The organism is Streptomyces mauvecolor, from assembly GCF_039532965.1.
GTDB lineage: Bacteria > Actinomycetota > Actinomycetes > Streptomycetales > Streptomycetaceae > Streptomyces > Streptomyces violascens.
In genome coordinates this window covers 1-15,489 of record NZ_BAAASQ010000024.1, presented here as the reverse complement: position 1 = coordinate 15,489, position 15,489 = coordinate 1, and the positions used below count along the sequence as shown (strand labels likewise).

14 protein-coding genes and 1 pseudogene are annotated in these 15,489 nt (G+C 73.4%); 12 read left to right on the top strand and 3 right to left on the bottom strand.

Annotated elements, in window-relative coordinates; all coding sequences use genetic code 11:
• A pseudogene (locus ABD346_RS38775) lies at positions 1–200 on the top strand (tetratricopeptide repeat protein); the annotation flags it as partial.
• Between the two features lie 627 nt (positions 201–827).
• A complete protein-coding gene (locus ABD346_RS29965) occupies positions 828–1,700 on the top strand; it encodes a tetratricopeptide repeat protein (protein WP_344379157.1) in 873 nt (290 codons plus the stop codon).
• A gap of 96 nt (positions 1,701–1,796) precedes the next feature.
• On the opposite strand, the gene ABD346_RS29960 is transcribed toward ABD346_RS29965, so the two are convergent.
• Positions 1,797–3,080 (bottom strand): DUF1015 domain-containing protein, encoded by a 1,284-nt coding sequence (locus ABD346_RS29960; RefSeq protein ID WP_344379155.1) that lies wholly within the window; start codon positions 3,078–3,080, stop codon positions 1,797–1,799.
• A 72-nt stretch (positions 3,081–3,152) separates the two neighbouring features.
• Between ABD346_RS29960 and ABD346_RS29955 the strand changes: the two genes are divergently transcribed.
• The 4 genes from ABD346_RS29955 to ABD346_RS29940 all read left to right on the top strand — a co-directional run bounded on the left by ABD346_RS29955 (position 3,153) and on the right by ABD346_RS29940 (position 7,192).
• A complete protein-coding gene (locus tag ABD346_RS29955) occupies positions 3,153–4,181 on the top strand; it encodes an HAD-IIA family hydrolase (RefSeq protein WP_344379154.1) in 1,029 nt (342 codons plus the stop codon).
• Between the two features lie 61 nt (positions 4,182–4,242).
• Positions 4,243–5,298 (top strand): iron chelate uptake ABC transporter family permease subunit, encoded by a 1,056-nt coding sequence (locus ABD346_RS29950; protein ID WP_381229353.1) that lies wholly within the window; start codon positions 4,243–4,245, stop codon positions 5,296–5,298.
• Positions 5,295–6,323, top strand: a complete 1,029-nt coding sequence (locus tag ABD346_RS29945; protein WP_381229345.1) for a FecCD family ABC transporter permease — start codon at positions 5,295–5,297, stop codon at positions 6,321–6,323. The genes ABD346_RS29950 and ABD346_RS29945 overlap by 4 nt, the downstream gene beginning before the upstream one ends.
• A 68-nt stretch (positions 6,324–6,391) precedes the next feature.
• Positions 6,392–7,192 carry an ABC transporter ATP-binding protein gene (locus tag ABD346_RS29940; RefSeq protein ID WP_344379152.1) on the top strand — a complete coding sequence of 267 codons (801 nt, stop codon included), beginning with the start codon at positions 6,392–6,394 and terminating at the stop codon, positions 7,190–7,192.
• A gap of 402 nt (positions 7,193–7,594) precedes the next feature.
• On the opposite strand, the gene ABD346_RS29935 is transcribed toward ABD346_RS29940, so the two are convergent.
• Entirely contained in the window at positions 7,595–7,942 is a 348-nt protein-coding gene (locus tag ABD346_RS29935; protein ID WP_344379151.1) for an SCP2 sterol-binding domain-containing protein, read from the bottom strand.
• 42 nt (positions 7,943–7,984) lie between these two features.
• Here ABD346_RS29935 and ABD346_RS29930 point away from each other — a divergent pair, with 42 nt between their 5' ends.
• The 3 genes from ABD346_RS29930 (at position 7,985) to ABD346_RS29920 (ending at position 10,077) form a co-directional block, all read left to right on the top strand.
• Positions 7,985–8,257, top strand: coding sequence for a hypothetical protein (locus ABD346_RS29930; RefSeq protein ID WP_344379150.1), 273 nt, complete (start codon positions 7,985–7,987; stop codon positions 8,255–8,257).
• A gap of 78 nt (positions 8,258–8,335) precedes the next feature.
• Positions 8,336–9,151: a TlyA family RNA methyltransferase gene (locus ABD346_RS29925; RefSeq protein WP_344379149.1), complete on the top strand. Its 816-nt coding sequence runs from the start codon at positions 8,336–8,338 to the stop codon at positions 9,149–9,151.
• Entirely contained in the window at positions 9,148–10,077 is a 930-nt protein-coding gene (locus tag ABD346_RS29920) for an NAD kinase (RefSeq protein WP_344379148.1), read from the top strand. The genes ABD346_RS29925 and ABD346_RS29920 overlap by 4 nt, the downstream gene beginning before the upstream one ends.
• 21 nt (positions 10,078–10,098) lie before the next feature.
• On the opposite strand, the gene ABD346_RS29915 is transcribed toward ABD346_RS29920, so the two are convergent.
• Complete coding sequence (locus tag ABD346_RS29915) at positions 10,099–11,256, bottom strand: FtsX-like permease family protein (RefSeq protein WP_425583038.1); 1,158 nt, start codon at positions 11,254–11,256, stop codon at positions 10,099–10,101.
• A gap of 381 nt (positions 11,257–11,637) precedes the next feature.
• Here ABD346_RS29915 and recN point away from each other — a divergent pair, with 381 nt between their 5' ends.
• The 3 genes from recN to ABD346_RS29900 all read left to right on the top strand — a co-directional run bounded on the left by recN (position 11,638) and on the right by ABD346_RS29900 (position 15,426).
• A complete protein-coding gene (gene recN, locus ABD346_RS29910) occupies positions 11,638–13,383 on the top strand; it encodes a DNA repair protein RecN (protein WP_344379146.1) in 1,746 nt (581 codons plus the stop codon).
• 19 nt (positions 13,384–13,402) lie between these two features.
• Entirely contained in the window at positions 13,403–14,125 is a 723-nt protein-coding gene (locus tag ABD346_RS29905; RefSeq protein WP_344379145.1) for a hypothetical protein, read from the top strand.
• A gap of 221 nt (positions 14,126–14,346) precedes the next feature.
• Positions 14,347–15,426 (top strand): glycosyltransferase family 4 protein, encoded by a 1,080-nt coding sequence (locus tag ABD346_RS29900; RefSeq protein WP_344379143.1) that lies wholly within the window; start codon positions 14,347–14,349, stop codon positions 15,424–15,426.
• Positions 15,427–15,489 lie beyond the last annotated feature (63 nt).

Here is a 15,489-nt window from a genome sequence, read left to right as displayed (position 1 = left end):
GTGGTGGGTCCTCCGGTGGTGGGTACGGCCGCCGTGACGATCGTCCGGCGCCGCGTCGTGATGACGACCGTGGTGGGTTCCGCCGTGATGACAACCGCGGTGGTGGCGGCTCGTACGGGCGTCGTGATGACCGTCCGGCTCCGCGTCGTGACGATGATCGTGGTGGGTTCCGTCGCGATGACAACCGCGGCGGCGGTGGCTCGTACGGGCGCCGTGATGACAACCGTGGTGGTGGCAGCTCCTACGGGCGTCGTGACGATCGTCCGGCTCCGCGTCGCGATGACGACCGTGGTGGCTTCCGTCGGGACGACAACCGCGGCGGCGGGTCGTACGGCGGTGGCTTCCGTCGTGACGACAGCCGCGGGGGCGGTAGCTCCTACGGGCGTCGTGATGAGCGTCCGGCTCCTCGTCGTGATGACGAGCGTGGTGGCTATGGGCGTCGTGACGATCGTCCGGCTCCGCGTCGTGATGACGACCGTGGTGGGTTCCGTCGGGACGACAGCCGCGGTGGTGGCGGGTCCTACGGGCGTCGTGATGAGCGTCCGGCTCCTCGTCGTGATGACGAGCGTGGCGGCTATGGGCGTCGTGATGACCGCCCGGCGCCGCGTCGTGACGACGACCGGGGTGGGTTCCGCCGTGACGACCGGGGCGACCGCGGTGGGTACCGCGGGCGGGACGACCGGCGTGATGACCGGGGTGGCTACGGGGCTCGCGACGACCGTGGTGGCTTCGGGCGTCGGGACGACCGGGATCGCGACCGCGACCGCGAGCCCGTCAAGCGGCTGCCGATCGACGAGGACGTCACCGGCGACGAGATCGACGCGGATGTGCGCCAGGAGCTGATGAGCCTGCCCAAGGGCCTCGCCGAGGAGGTTGCGTGCAACCTGGTGATGGTCGCGCGGCTCATCGACGAGGAGCCCGAGCAGGCCTACGCCTACTCCCGCATCGCGCTGCGGCTCGCCTCCCGTGTGGCCGCCGTTCGCGAGGCCGCCGGCTTCGCCGCGTACGCCACACAGAAGTACTCGGAGGCGCTCGCGGAGTTCCGTGCCGCGCGTCGGATGACCGGCTCCGTCGAGCTGTGGCCCGTCATGGCGGACTGCGAGCGCGGGCTCGGCCGTCCCGAGCGGGCGCTGGCGATGGCCGGCGAGCCCGAGGTGGCCAAGCTCGACAAGGCCGGCCAGGTCGAGATGCGCCTGGTCGCGGCCGGGGCGCGGCGGGACATGGGGCAGCTGGACGCCGCCATCGTGACCCTGCAGAGCCCCGAGCTGGCGTCGAACTCCGCACAGCCCTGGACCGCGCGACTCCGGTACGCCTACGCCGACGCGCTCCTTGCGGCCGAGCGTGAGGACGAGGCCCGCGAGTGGTTCGCCAAGGCGCTCGAGGCGGACAAGGACGGCACGACCGACGCCTCCGACCGGCTCGCCGAGCTCGACGGTATCGACTTCGTCGACGCCATGGTCGAGGACGACATCGAGCCCGACAGTGGCATCGACGCCGAGGGTGACCTCGACGAGCCGCGCGTCGTGATCGAGGACGAGCCCGACTTCGACGACGAGGGTGAGGAAGAGGACGACTTCGAGGGCGACGACGCCGAGATCGTCCGCGCCGCCGAGGTCGTCGACGCCGACCTGGTGGAGCCCGCGCCGGGCGAGCCCGTCCCGTCGGCCGAGAAGATCGAAAAGGCCGAGAAGGACGCCTGATGTCTGACAAGGGACGTCTCACAAAGGACGCCTGACGTCGGACCGGTGAAGTGAAAGGAGGCGGTGCCCCAGCCGGGGCACCGCCTCCTTTTTGTGTCAGTTCACGGTCAGGCTGCGCAGCACCAGACCCGTGGCCGGCTTCGGGCCGAACGAGGTCGACTTGCGGGGCATCGTGACGCCCTGGCGGGCCAGGTCCCGGACGACCTCCTCGCGTACGGGATGCATCAGGACCGCCGTCTTGTTGTGGCGCTCCGCCTGCTCGACGGCCGCGGCCGTGTCGTGGATGTACGCGATGTCGTCGGGCGTGTCCGGGATGCGCCAGATCTCGTCGAGCAGGGTCGAGTGCAGGACCGTCGCGTCCAGCGAGCGCCAGGCCGCCGGCCGGTCGGCCCGGATCGTACGGGCGAGCAGTGCCTCGTCCGGGCGGTCCAGGAGGTGGAAGCGGCCGTCGCCCGCGAGCAGGAAGGCGTTGCTCTCGGACGCCGCTTCGCTGAGCGCCTCCAGGGCGCGGGCGAGCGGGACTTCGAGCGTGCGGACACGGAAGGCGCCCGAATCCGTGACCGCGGCCAGGGCCTTGGCCACCGGGAGGCGGTGCAGGAGGCGGTGGATGGCGCGGACCCGCAGCGGGTAGCGGGCGGTGTCGACGAGCAGGACCAGGCCGAAGTCCCAGGGGCCCGGGGAGGTCTGTTCGTCGCGCAGGCGCAGGTAGGTGGCCCAGCGGTGGTGGCCGTCGGCGATGACCGCCTGGTGGGCCGTGAGGTCGGCCTGGACCTCGGCGAGATCGGCCGGATCCGTGAGCGCCCACAGGCGGTGGCGGAAACCGTCCTCCGTGGTGGTGCGCAGGAGCGGCTCGCGCAGGATGGTGCGGTCGATGACCGCGGTCGCGCCGGTCGGGGTGCTGTTGCCGTGGTAGGTCAGGAGCAGCGGTTCGAGGTGGGCGGCGGTGGTGCGCATGAGGTCCGCGCGGTCCTCGACGACATGCGGCATCACGTCCTCGTGCGGCAGGACGATGCCCGCGGCCGGCTCGGACAGGGCGAGCGCCCCGATGAGACCGCGCTGCAGTATGCCGTCGCCCTCCTGCTCGTAGACGTACAGCGCCGGCTCGGGATCCGGGGCGAGGACGCCCTCGTCGAGCCAGTCGTCCAGGGTCAGGGCGGCCTTCCGGTTGCGGGCGGCCGGGGAGGACGCCTGCGGGAGGATCAGCCGGACGATGTTGTAGGGATCCGCCGACTCCAGGTGCAGCAGCCCGTCGGGGCGTACGACCACGTCGTACGGCGGTGAGGTCACGGCGGCGAGGCTGCCCACCCGCTCGGGAACATAGCGCAGTCCGCGGAACGGGATCAGGCGCAGCCCGAGGTCCGCACGCCCAGTTGTGCTCATCTGTGCATCGTATGTGGGAGACGGGCATGCGCGATGATCGGGGGGAGAGCATCGAACGAGGAGTGGATGAAGATGAGCCAGACCGGCCGGATCATGCCGAGTGGCAGCGAGCGGGCGCTGAACGAGGCGTACGACACGGCCCTGCTGGATCTGGACGGGGTGGTCTACGCGGGCGGCGAGGCGATCGCGCATGCCGTCGACGCGCTGGCCGTGGCGCGGGACGGCGGGATGCATCTCGCCTACGTGACCAACAACGCGCTGCGGACGCCGGACGCGGTGGCCGCGCACCTCACCGAACTCGGCGTGCCCGCCGAGCCGGCCGATGTGATCACCTCCGCGCAGGCGGTGGCCCGGCTCATCGCCGATCAACTCCCGCAGGGGTCAAGGGTGTTGCTCATCGGCGGCGAAGGCCTTCGGGTCGCGCTGATCGAGCGCGGGCTCGTACCGGTGGAGTCGGCCGACGACGATCCCGCGGCCGTGGTGCAGGGGTACGGCGGCCCGGACATCACCTGGGCGCGGTTCGCGGAGGCCTCGTACGCGGTGGCCCGCGGGGTGCCGTGGTTCGCCTCCAACACCGATCTGACGATTCCGAGCGGGCGGGGCATCGCGCCCGGCAACGGCGCCGCGGTCGAGGTCGTCCGGATCGCGACCGGCGCCGAGCCCCAGGTGGCGGGCAAGCCGCTGCCCCCGATGCACCGCGAGACGGTGCTGCGGACCGGCGCCGAGCGGCCGCTGGTGGTGGGAGACCGGCTCGACACGGACATCGAGGGCGCGTTCAACGGCGGCGTCGACTCGCTGCTCGTGCTGACCGGGGTCACCGACGCCGCGCGGCTCCTGGCCGCGCGGCCCGAGCACCGGCCCACCTTCGTCGACGCGGATCTGCGCGGCCTGCTGACCGGGCAGCCCGAAGTGGCCGAGAGGGAGGGCGGGTTCGTGTGCGGCGGGTGGACCGCGTCCGTGGCCGACGGGGCGTTCGCGCTCGACGGGGACGGGGAGGCGATGGACGGGCTGCGGGCGCTGTGCGCGGCCGCCTGGACGCGGGCCGGCGACGGGGCGTGCGATCTCGACCCGTCGAAGGTGCTTGAGCTGCTGGGGCTCTGAGCTGCCTGAACCCGGGGGCGGATCCGGCCGAGTGCAGGGTAGGCTAGCCTAACTTGTCGTGTTGGTAGACAGTCCTCCTCAGCCGCGCGACGGGACCACGTCCGCGCCCCCGGCCCCGACGGCCGGGCGCCGTACGCTACGAGCCGCCGGTCTGGTCGTGTCCGTGGGCGCCCTGGCGCTCGTAGCCGTCGCCAGCATCGCGGTCGGCGCGAAACCCATGCCGCTCGGCGACGTCTGGCACGGCCTCTTCCACGCCTCCGGCACCGCCAACGACGTCCTCATTCATGACGTACGGGTGCCGCGGACGCTGCTCGGGCTGCTCGTCGGGGCGGCTCTCGGGCTGGCCGGCGCGGTCATGCAGGCGCTCACCCGCAACCCGCTCGCCGAACCCGGCATCCTCGGGGTCAACGCGGGAGCGGCGGCCGCGGTGGTCTCCGCGATCAGCTTCCTCGGGGTCAACTCCCTCACCGGATATGTGTGGTTCGCGTTCCTGGGGGCGGGCGTCGTGTCGGCCGCGGTGTATCTGCTCGGCGGCAGCCGGGCCGCCACCCCCGTGCGGCTCGCGCTGGCGGGGACGGCGGCGAGCGCCGCGCTGTACGGCTACATCAACGCCGTGCAGCTCACCGACTCCGCCGCCCTCAACCAGCTGCGGTTCTGGCAGGTCGGCTCGCTGGCCGCGGCGGACACGGCGACCGTCACCAAGGTCGCGCCGTTCATCCTCGTCGGACTCGTCGCCGCCCTGCTGCTCGCGCGGCCGCTCAACGCGATGGCCATGGGCGACGACACCGCCCGCGCGCTCGGCGCCCATCTCACCCGGACCCGCGTCACGTCGATGGCCGTGATCACCCTGCTGTGCGGGGCCGCGACCGCCGCGTGCGGGCCCATCGTGTTCATCGGGCTCATGGTCCCGCACATCGTCCGGGCCATCACCGGGCCCGACCTGCGCTGGATCCTGCCGTACGCGGCCGTGCTCTCGCCCGTGCTGCTGCTCGGCTCCGACGTGGTCGGGCGGGTCGTCACCCGGCCCGGCGAACTCCAGGTCGGCATCGTCACCGCGCTCATCGGCGGGCCCGTCTTCATCTGTCTCGTACGCCGCAAGAGGATGGCCCAGCTGTGAAGGCGATACGCATCCCGGGCGGCCTCTCCTTCCGGGCCGAGCCGCGCGCGCTCGCCGTGGTCTGCGGGCTCGCCGTCCTCGCGCTCGCGGCCGGCGTCGTCCTGATCGGCACCGGCGACTTCTCGATCGCGCCCGCCGACGTCGTGAGCAGCCTGCTCGGCTCGGGCACGCCCGCGCAGGACTTCATCGTCAACGAGCTGCGGCTGCCGCGCGTGCTGGTGGCACTCCTGGTGGGCGCCTCGCTCGGGATCTCGGGGGCCCTGTTCCAGTCCATCTCCCGCAATCCGCTGGGCAGCCCGGACGTCATCGGCTTCGGGCAGGGCTCCTCGGTCGGCGCGCTCACGGTCATCGTGTTCTTCCACGGCAGCGCGGTCGCGGTCTCGTTCGGAGCGCTGGTCGGCGGGCTCGCGACCGGTATCGCCGTCTACCTCCTGGCCTGGAAGAAGGGCGTGCACGGCTACCGGCTCGTGCTCGTCGGCATCGGCGCGGCCGCGATGCTCACCGCCGGCATCCACTACCTGCTCACCAAGTCGACCCTGGTGGACGCCACCCGCGCGATGGTCTGGCTCACCGGCTCCCTCGACGGGCGCGACTGGGCCCAGGTCCGGCCGCTGTTCGTGCTGTTCGTGGTGCTGCTTCCGGTGGTCCTTGTGTACGGGCGGCCGCTGAGGATGCTGGAGATGGGCGACGACGCCGCGTACGCGCTCGGCGTGCCGGTCCAGCGGACCCGTACCGTCCTGATGCTCAGCGCGGTGCTGTTGAACGCCTCCGCGACCGCGGCCGCCGGGCCCATCTCCTTCGTCGCGCTGACCGCGCCGCAGCTGGCCCGCCGCCTCACCCGCGCGACCGGGCCGAACATCCTCGCCTCCGCGTGCATGGGCGCGGCGCTGCTGGTCGTCGCCGACTGGGCGGCACAGCGGCTGTTCGGCGGGAGCACGCTGCCGGTGGGGGTGCTCACCGGGATGGTCGGCGGGGTGTATCTGCTGTGGCTCCTTGTCACCGAGCGGCGGGCGGGGCGGATATGAGTCGCCGTCCCGCATCCGCCGACCCCAACGCCCTTACGGATTACGGCACTTCACCCAGGAGTACGAGCATGCAGCGCCTCAGCGCCGAATCGGTCACCCTCGGCTACGACCAGCGGGTGATCGCCGAGGACCTCTCGGTCGAGATCCCGGACAACTCCTTCACGGTGATCGTCGGGCCCAACGCATGCGGCAAGTCGACCCTGCTGCGGGCCCTGTCCCGGATGCTCAAGCCGGACCGGGGGCGGGTGCTGCTCGACGGGCAGAGCATCCACTCGCTGCCCGCGAAGAAGGTCGCCCGGACGCTCGGGCTGCTCCCGCAGTCCTCCATCGCGCCGGACGGGATCACGGTGGGGGACCTCGTGGCGCGCGGGCGCTATCCGCACCAGGGGCTGCTGCGGCAGTGGTCGCCCGAGGACGAGCGGATCGTCCAGGAGTCCATGGACGCGACGGGGGTCGGCGGGCTCGGTGAGCGGTACGTCGACGAGCTGTCCGGGGGGCAGCGGCAGCGGGTCTGGATCGCCATGGCGCTCGCCCAGCAGACGCCGCTGCTGCTGCTCGACGAGCCGACGACGTTTCTGGACATCCAGCACCAGATCGAGGTGCTGGACCTTTGCGCTCAGCTCCACGAGTCGCAGGGGAGGACGTTGGTGGCCGTGCTGCACGACCTCAACCAGGCGGCTCGGTATGCCTCTCACCTCATTGCCATGAGGGAGGGGCGGGTGGTGGCCGAGGGGGCGCCTTCTGAGGTGGTGACGGCGTCGCTTGTGGAGGAGGTCTTCGGGGTGCGGTGCCAGGTGATCCCGGATCCGGAGACGGGGACGCCGCTGGTGGTGCCGGCGGCGCCTCGGCGGGGGGCTCTGGTGGGCTGAGTCCTCCCCACCCCGCCCCTTCCCGCTGTGACACTTCGCGGCTCCGCCGCGTGGCCTCCGGGGGCCTTCGGGTGCGGCCCGGCGGTCGGCACCTGGGGCTCTGCCCCGGACCCCGTTCGCGTCCTAAGGGCGCTCGTCCTCAAACGCCGGACGGGCTGAGAGTGGGCTGATGTCCAATGTCGACATCCCTCGATCGACATCTCCGGACGGCTGGGAACGCCTGCGCAGGTGCGCCAAGGTCAGTGCCGCCAGGGGCGCGGGGAACTGCGCGACCAGCCACGCACGGTCCGCAGGTGAAGAGGGGTTTCAAGGGGCGCGGGGAACTGCGCGCGCACGCACGGTCCGCGGACGAACAGGGTCCAGCGGCACGGGAAACTTCGTGGAAGGTGGGCCGGGGGCGGGTCAGAGCAGGGTGCGTAGGCGGAGGAGGTCTCGGAAGCCTGCTTCCAGGCGGACCTTCCCCGATGCCCAGGCCTTCGCGAAGTTCAGCTCCCCGTCCACCATCGCCACCAGATCGTCCCCCTTCATCGCCAGGCGGATCTGGGCCTTCTCCCGCGGCGGGCCGGAAGCCGTGTCGTGGACCTCGATGCGCCCGGACCGGAGGCGGCCCGTGAACGTGACGTCCAGGTCCGTGATGTGGCAGCTCAGCGAGCGGTCCAGCGCGGCGGCGGCATGCACCTCGCCCTCCGCCCGGGCCAGATTGTCCGAAAGTTTGTCGAGTGCGCTGCGGCACTCCTCCATGGTCGCCATCGTGATCGACCGTACCTCAGGGCTTCGCGGTAGCGTCTTGGCATGAGCGACTCGATGCCGGGCCCCGAGGTGGAACCCGAGGTGGAAGCCATCATGGAACCCGAGCCGGGGCCCGAGGTGGCCGGGCCCTCTCCCCTTGGCGTACCCCGTGCCCCTACCGGTGACGCCGGGGTCGACGTCCTCGTCGAGCGGCTCGGGGACGTCGACCACCTCGGTACGGACGGCCACCTCGAGGTGTACGAGGATGTACACCGGGGGCTGCGCGACTCGCTGACCGCGCTCGATGCCCGGCAGGGGCCGGGAACCTCCGGCTGAACCCGGCCGTTGGCCGACCAGCGCCCCTGGCGGTCCGCCGGACCGCCCAGAACTACGACTACAGGAGCTGAACCGAACGTGGCAGGAGTGGCACGCCGCCGCCTCGACGCCGAGCTGGTGCGCCGGAAACTCGCGCGGTCGCGGGAGCACGCCGCCCAGCTGATCGCCGCGGGGCGGGTGAGCGTCGGCAAGACCGTCGCCACGAAGTCCGCGACCCAGGTCGAGACCGCTGCCGCCATCGTGGTCGTCGAGGACGACAGCGACCCCGACTACGTCTCGCGCGGCGGGCACAAGCTCGCCGGTGCCTTCGCGGCCTTCGTGCCGCAGGGGCTCAGGATCGAGGGGCGCAGGGCGCTCGACGCGGGCGCCTCCACCGGAGGCTTCACCGATGTGCTGCTGCGCGCCGGAGCCGGGCACGTGGTCGCCGTCGACGTCGGCTACGGACAGCTCGCCTGGTCCCTTCAGAGTGACGAGCGGGTCACCGTGAAGGACCGTACGAACGTACGCGAGTTGACGCTCGACGACATCGACGGACAGCCCGCGGACATCGTCGTGGGCGACCTCTCCTTCATCGCGCTCGGCCTGGTCCTGCCCGCCCTCGTGCGCTGCTCGGCGCCCGACGCGGACCTCGTCCTCATGGTCAAGCCGCAGTTCGAGATCGGCAAGGAACGGCTCGGCAGCGGCGGCGTCGTGCGCAGCCCCGAACTGCGGGCCGAGACGGTGCGGACCGTGGCGGCGCAGGCGGCCGCGCTCGGCCTCGGGGTCGTCGGCGTCACCGCGAGCCCGCTGCCCGGGCCCTCCGGCAACGTCGAGTACTTTCTGTGGCTGCGGGCCGGGGCGCCCGCGCTCGATCCCGCGGACGTGGAGCGCGCAGTGGCGGAGGGACCTCGTTGAGCTCGTCGGAGAACAACCCGGAGAACGGCACGGCGCCGCGCACCGTATTCCTGCTCGCGCACACCGGAAGGCCGGCCGCCATCCGCAGCGCGGAGCTGGTCGTCCGGGGCCTGCTGCGCAGCGGCCTCGGCGTACGGGTGCTGCGGGCGGAGGCGGCCGATCTGCCGCTGCCTGCCGAGGCGGAGATCGTCGAGGAGGCCACCCCCGAGTGCCTCGATGCCTGTGAGCTGCTCATCGTCCTCGGCGGTGACGGCACCCTGCTGCGTGGCGCCGAGCTCGCCCGGGCGTCCGGCGTGCCGATGCTCGGCGTCAACCTCGGCCGGGTCGGCTTCCTCGCGGAGGCCGAGCGCGACGACCTCGACAAGGTCGTCGACCGGGTCGTGACCCGGGCCTACGAGGTCGAGGAGCGGATGACCCTCGACGTCGTCGTGCACAACAACGGCGATGTGGTGCACCAGGACTGGGCGCTCAACGAGGCGGCCGTCCAGAAGGTCTCGCCCGAGCGGATGCTGGAGGTCGTCCTGGAGATCGACGGCCGTCCCGTGACCGGGTTCGGCTGCGACGGCATCGTGTGCGCCACCCCGACAGGATCGACGGCGTACGCGTTCTCGGCCGGCGGGCCCGTGGTGTGGCCCGAGGTCGAGGCGCTGCTCATGGTGCCGATCAGCGCGCACGCACTGTTCGCCAAGCCCCTGGTCACCTCGCCCACCTCGGTGCTCGCGGTCGAGGTGCAGCCGCACACGCCGCACGGCGTGCTGTGGTGCGACGGGCGCCGCACGGTCGAACTCCCTTCGGGCGCGCGGGTGGAGGTGCGGCGAGGGGCCGTTCCGGTACGGCTCGCCCGGCTGCATCACGCCTCGTTCACCGACCGGCTCGTCGCCAAGTTCGCCCTGCCGGTGTCGGGTTGGCGCGGCGCACCGCACTGACCGGTCCCTGTGCGGCGGGCCTCAGGACGCGGCCAGCGTCCTGATCGCCCGCCTGCGCAGCGCGGAGCGCACCGGCACGCCCGTGGCCAGCAAGGTGAGCACCAGCGTGCCGCCGGCTGTGCCGAGCGCGGCCGGCCACGGCAGGTACGGGATCCACGAGCCGAACGCGGCCGTCAGCATCGGGGCCAGGGTCGCGAGGGCCACCACCGCGCCGAGCACCAGGGCCGTGGCCGCGACGATGCCCGCCTCCCACGCGGCCATCGAGCGGACCTGGCCCGGCAGGGTGCCGACCACCCTCAGCAGGGCTATGTCGCGGCGCCGCTCGAAGGAGATCATCGCCAGGGTGTTGGCCGCGGCGATCGCGGCGAAGCCGGCGTACAGACCGGTGCCGAAGTAGTCCAGCCAGACCTCGCCCGCGCCCCCCGACGAACCCGTGTAGTGGGCCGCCGTCGTATGCATCGCGATCTTGGTGAGCCCGAAGCCCGTGACGAGGACCAGCGGCACCACCGCGGCCGAGAAGCGGCGCGGCTGCGAGCGGACGTTGAGCATCGCCAGGCGCGCGCTGCCGCCGAACCGGCGGGCCGGCGCCGAGACGAGCCGGGCGGCCGGGCCGACGACCTTCGGGCCGAGCAGCCCCGCGCCGACGCAGAACAGCAGCAGCACCAGGAACGAGGCCTGCGCCGCGTCGTCGGACGACTGGTGGGCGAGGGACACCGAGAGGGCGCCGCCGCCCGCCACCGCGATCACGCCGAGCGGGGCCCGCACCCTGCCGAGCCCGCGCCGGCCCGCCGACGCCTCGTCCAGGGCCTTTGCCGGGCGCAGCAGCGAGAAGCGCAGCGAGGCGAGGAACGCGGCGAGCGCCGAGGTCACCACGGCGACGGCCAGACACACGGGCAGCGCGAACCAGGTGAACCGGTACGTCACCTCGGCCGGGACCAGCCCGTGGTCGCGCAGCCCCGCGAACCAGACCCGGCTCAACAGGCCGCCGCCGAGCAGGAACCCGGCGAGCGCGGCCGGCACCGCGGCCGCGACCGCCTGGACCACCACCGCCCGCCGCACCTGCCGGGGCCGGGCGCCGATGGCCCGTACAAGAGCGAGCTCGCGGTGCTGCTGGGTCACCGCGGTGCCCATCGTCGAGGCGATCACGAAGATCGACATGTAGAGGGAGCCGATGAGCATCACGACCGCCATGTCGCCGATGCCGTTGGCCNGCATCACGACCGCCATGTCGCCGATGCCGTTGGCCGCGAGCGCGCCGCGGGCCTCGGCGGACAGGCCCTTTGCCGATGTGCTGACGAGGAGAGTCATCGACGCGCTCACCACGGTAGCGGCGAACAGCGCGGCCACGAACGTCCCGACGAACGCCGGGCGGTGGCCGCGCAGGGCGGAGTGGGCCAGTCCTGTGCTCATGCGTCAAGCCTCACGGGCGGGGTGGTGCCAGGACCATCCGGCCAGCCTCATGATCTTGCTGAGGTTTTCCCCCGCATCGACGGTTCGGGCCCCACGAGAGGGTGACGGGCCGGGGGGCGTCGCACACCGGGCCCCGGACCTCGTAAGGTCGTGTCCGTGTTGGAGGAGATGCGGATACGGTCGCTCGGGGTCATCGACGACGCTGTCGTCGAGCTTTCGCCCGGTTTCACCGCGGTGACCGGCGAGACCGGCGCGGGCAAGACCATGGTCGTCACCAGCCTGGGGCTGCTGCTCGGCGGACGCGCCGACCCCGCCCTGGTGCGGATCGGCGCCAAGTCGGCGGTCGTCGAGGGGCGGATCGCGCTGCGGCCCGGCACCTCGGCGGTGCTGCGGGCCGAGGAGGCCGGGGCCGAGCTCGACGACGGCGCGCTGCTCGTGAGCCGTACCGTTTCGGCGGAGGGCCGCTCGCGGGCGTTCCTCGGCGGGCGGTCGGTGCCGGTCGGGGTGCTCGCCGAACTCGCCGACGAACTCGTCGCGGTGCACGGCCAGACCGACCAGCAGGGCCTGCTGCGCCCGGCCCGGCAGCGCGAGGCGCTCGACCGGTACGCGGGTGACGCGGTGGCGGGCCCCCTCGCCAAGTACGCCGGGGCCTACAAGCGGCTGCGGGCCGTCGCCGTCGAGCTGGAGGAGCTGGTCACGCGGGCGCGCGAGCGTGCGCAGGAGGCCGATCTGCTGCGGTTCGGCCTGAACGAGATCGCCTCCGTCGAGCCGCTGCCCGGCGAGGACGCCGAGCTCGCGGCCGAGGCCGAACGGCTCGGGCATGCCGAAGCCCTGGCTTCCGCGGCGGCCGTCGCGCACGCGGCTCTGGCCGGCAACCCCGAGGACCCGGAGAGCGTGGACGCCACGACCCTGGTCGCGGGCGCGCACCGGGCCCTTGAGGCCGTACGTTCGCACGACCCCGCGCTCGCGGCGCTCGCCGAGCGCATCGGCGAGGTCGCCATCCTGCTCGGCGACGTGGCGGGCGAACTCGCCGGATACGCCGACGACCTGGACGCCGACCCGCTGCGGCTCGCCGCCGTCGAGGAGCGCCGGGCCGCCCTGACCGCCCTGACGCGCAAGTACGGCGAGGACATCACGGCCGTGCTCGCCTGGGCGCAGGAGGGGGCCGCGCGGCTCACCGAGCTCGACGGCGACGACGACCGGATCGGGGAGCTCACGGCCGAGCGGGACGGGCTGCGGGCCGAACTGTCCGTTCTGGCCCAGGAGTTGACCAACGCCCGTACCGAGGCCGCGGCCCGGTTCGCCGAGGCCGTGACCGCCGAGCTCGCCTCGCTCGCGATGCCGCACGCACGGGTGTCGTTCGCGGTCGGCCAGAGCGAGTCCGTCGACGAGGCTTCGGGCGTCGAGGTCGGCGGCCGGACGGTGGCGTACGGGCCGACCGGCGCCGACGAGGTCGAGCTGCTGCTCGCCCCGCACCCGGGTGCGCCGCCCCGGCCCATCGCCAAGGGTGCCTCGGGCGGTGAGCTCTCGCGGGTGATGCTCGCCGTGGAGGTCGTCTTCGCGGGCACCGACCCGGTGCCGACGTATCTCTTCGACGAGGTCGACGCGGGTGTCGGCGGCAAGGCGGCGGTCGAGATCGGCCGCCGGCTCGCCAAGCTCGCGAAGTCGGCGCAGGTCGTGGTGGTCACGCACCTGCCGCAGGTGGCGGCGTTCGCCGACCGCCAGCTCCTGGTCGAGAAGACCAACGACGGCACGGTCACGCGGTCCGGCGTCACGGTTCTGGAGGGCGAGGACCGGGTGCGCGAGCTGTCGCGCATGCTGGCCGGCCAGGAGGACTCGGAGACGGCCCGCGCGCACGCGGAGGAACTCCTGGCCGCCGCCCGCGCGGACGGATAGCCCCCCGTAGGGTGCCCGTATGACTGATGTGACGGGTGGGATCAGGGCGTTCGGTGTGGCAGCGGCAGTGGCCCGGGCCGCCTACGCCGGGCTCAGGACGCGTCGGGACGAGCGGTTCACGCGGAAGAATTACGCGGGCCGCACCGTCGACCTGTACTCCGGTCCCGCCGTTGCGCTCGGCGCGCTCGCCGGGAGTGCGACCCTGCGGGCCCGCGCGGCCGGGCTCGTCGCGGTGGGGGCGGGCGCGCTGTGCGGGGCGTACGACGATGCCCGGGGGGACCACCGGCGCGGCTTCCGGGACCACCTCGCGGCGCTGCGCGGCGGCGAAGTCACCAGCGGGGCCGTCAAGTTGATCGGGATCGGCGGTGCCGGACTCGTCGCCGGGGCGCTGCTCAAGGAGCGGCCCGGCGACAAACTGCTCGCCGGGGTGGTCGTGGCCGGAACCGCGCACCTCGTCAACCTGGTGGACGTGCGGCCCGGCCGCGCCACCGGCCTCGTTCTCGCGCTCGGCGCTCCGGGGCTGCTGCGCGGGCCCGAGGCGGCCGTGCCGATGGGAGCCGCCGCCGCGGTCCTCGCCGACGACCTCGGCGAGCGCACGATGATCGGCGACAGCGGCGCGCACGCGCTCGGGGCGGCCCTCGGCGTCGCCATCGCCGGCGGCAACGGGCGGACCGGACTCGCCGTGCACGCCGCCGCGCTGCTCGCCGCGGCCGCCTGGGCGGAGTCCCGCATTCCGCGCTGAGGGCCGCGCGGCGACCGCCGGGCGGAGTCCCGTATTCCGCGAGCCGAAACCCTTGGCGCACGTGTTCGTTCACCCATCGGGGTGTTTCGGGTGTGGTGATCTCCCCGGCGCGACACGGAAGGAACCTCCGGACGGTGCCGGAACGCCCGTACGGACTGGCATCCTTGGCCGGGAACCACCGACCTCCACCGCCGACTCGGCCGCTCCGGGAGCCTGTTCACGTGACTCAGCTGCGTACGGTCCAAGTACTGGGCGGCGGCAGCGCGGGCAGCAGCGCGCACGTCAGGTCCCTCGCGGCCGGTCTGGTCGCGCGTGGCGTACGCGTCACCGTCTGCGCGCCGGCCGAACTGGAGCGGGAGTACGGCTTCCGCGCCGCCGGGGCCGATTTCGTACCGGTGTCGCGGCGCAGCGACCCGGCGGCGGTCGGCGCGCTGCGGGCCGCCTGCGCCGACGCGGACGTCGTCCACGCGCACGGGCTGCACGCGGCCGTCCGCGCCGCCCTCGCGCTCCGGGGCCGCAAGGGCGTGCCGCTGGTCGTCACCTGGCACACCCGCGCGCACGCCGAGGGTGCCCGCGGCCAGGTCCTGCGTCTCCTGGAGCGCCGGGTCTCACGGGCCGCGGCCGTGGTCCTCGCCACCTCGTCCGACCTCGTCGACCGGGCCCGCAGCCGCGGCGCGCGGGACGCCCGGCTCGCCGCGGTCGCCGTCCCCGCGCCCCGCCTCCCGTCCGGGCTCCTCGACGACAAGGCGCGGGCCGAACTCGGCGCCGTGGACCGGCCGCTGCTCATGGCCGTGGGCAGCCTCGTCGAACACCGCGGCTACGAGGTGCTCCTGGACGCGGCCCGCACCTGGCGCGATCTCGACACCGTGCCGCTGCTCGTCATCGCGGGGGAGGGGCGCGGGCGGGCCGCGCTGCAACGCCGGATCGAGGCGGAGTCGCTGCCGGTCCGGCTCGTCGGGCGGCGCGACGACATCACCGAGCTGCTCGCGGCGGCCGACATCGCGGTCCTGCCCAGCCGCTGGGAGGCCCGCGCGCTGCTCGCCCAGGAGGCGCTCAGGCTCGGCGTGCCGCTGGTCGCGACGGCCGTCGGCGGGGTGCCGGAGCTGGTGGGGGACGCGGCGCTGCTCGTCCCGTACGGGGACGCCGGGGCGCTCGCGGACGCGGTCGTAGGTCTCCTGGCGGACCCCGAGGCGTGCCGTGCGCTGGCCGAGGCGGGGCGGGCGCAGGCCGAGACCTGGCCCACCGAGGACGAAACGGTTGCTCAAGTCCTCGCCGTCTACGACGAGTTGGCCCCTTCGTAGGTGCTAGCTGTATTGACCCGCAGGGTTGTTGACGCGGGTGATGGGCGGGTGTCCGTCGAGTGC

Coding starts and splice junctions, on each gene's coding strand:
- ABD346_RS29960 (WP_344379155.1), bottom strand. CDS start 3,080: ATGAGCACAACTGGGCGTGCGGACCTCGGGCTGCGCCTGATCCCGTTC.
- ABD346_RS29955 (WP_344379154.1), top strand. CDS start 3,153: ATGAGCCAGACCGGCCGGATCATGCCGAGTGGCAGCGAGCGGGCGCTG.
- ABD346_RS29940 (WP_344379152.1), top strand. CDS start 6,392: ATGCAGCGCCTCAGCGCCGAATCGGTCACCCTCGGCTACGACCAGCGG.
- ABD346_RS29935 (WP_344379151.1), bottom strand. CDS start 7,942: ATGGCGACCATGGAGGAGTGCCGCAGCGCACTCGACAAACTTTCGGAC.
- ABD346_RS29930 (WP_344379150.1), top strand. CDS start 7,985: ATGAGCGACTCGATGCCGGGCCCCGAGGTGGAACCCGAGGTGGAAGCC.
- ABD346_RS29915 (WP_425583038.1), bottom strand. CDS start 11,256: ATGCTCATCGGCTCCCTCTACATGTCGATCTTCGTGATCGCCTCGACG.
- ABD346_RS29905 (WP_344379145.1), top strand. CDS start 13,403: ATGACTGATGTGACGGGTGGGATCAGGGCGTTCGGTGTGGCAGCGGCA.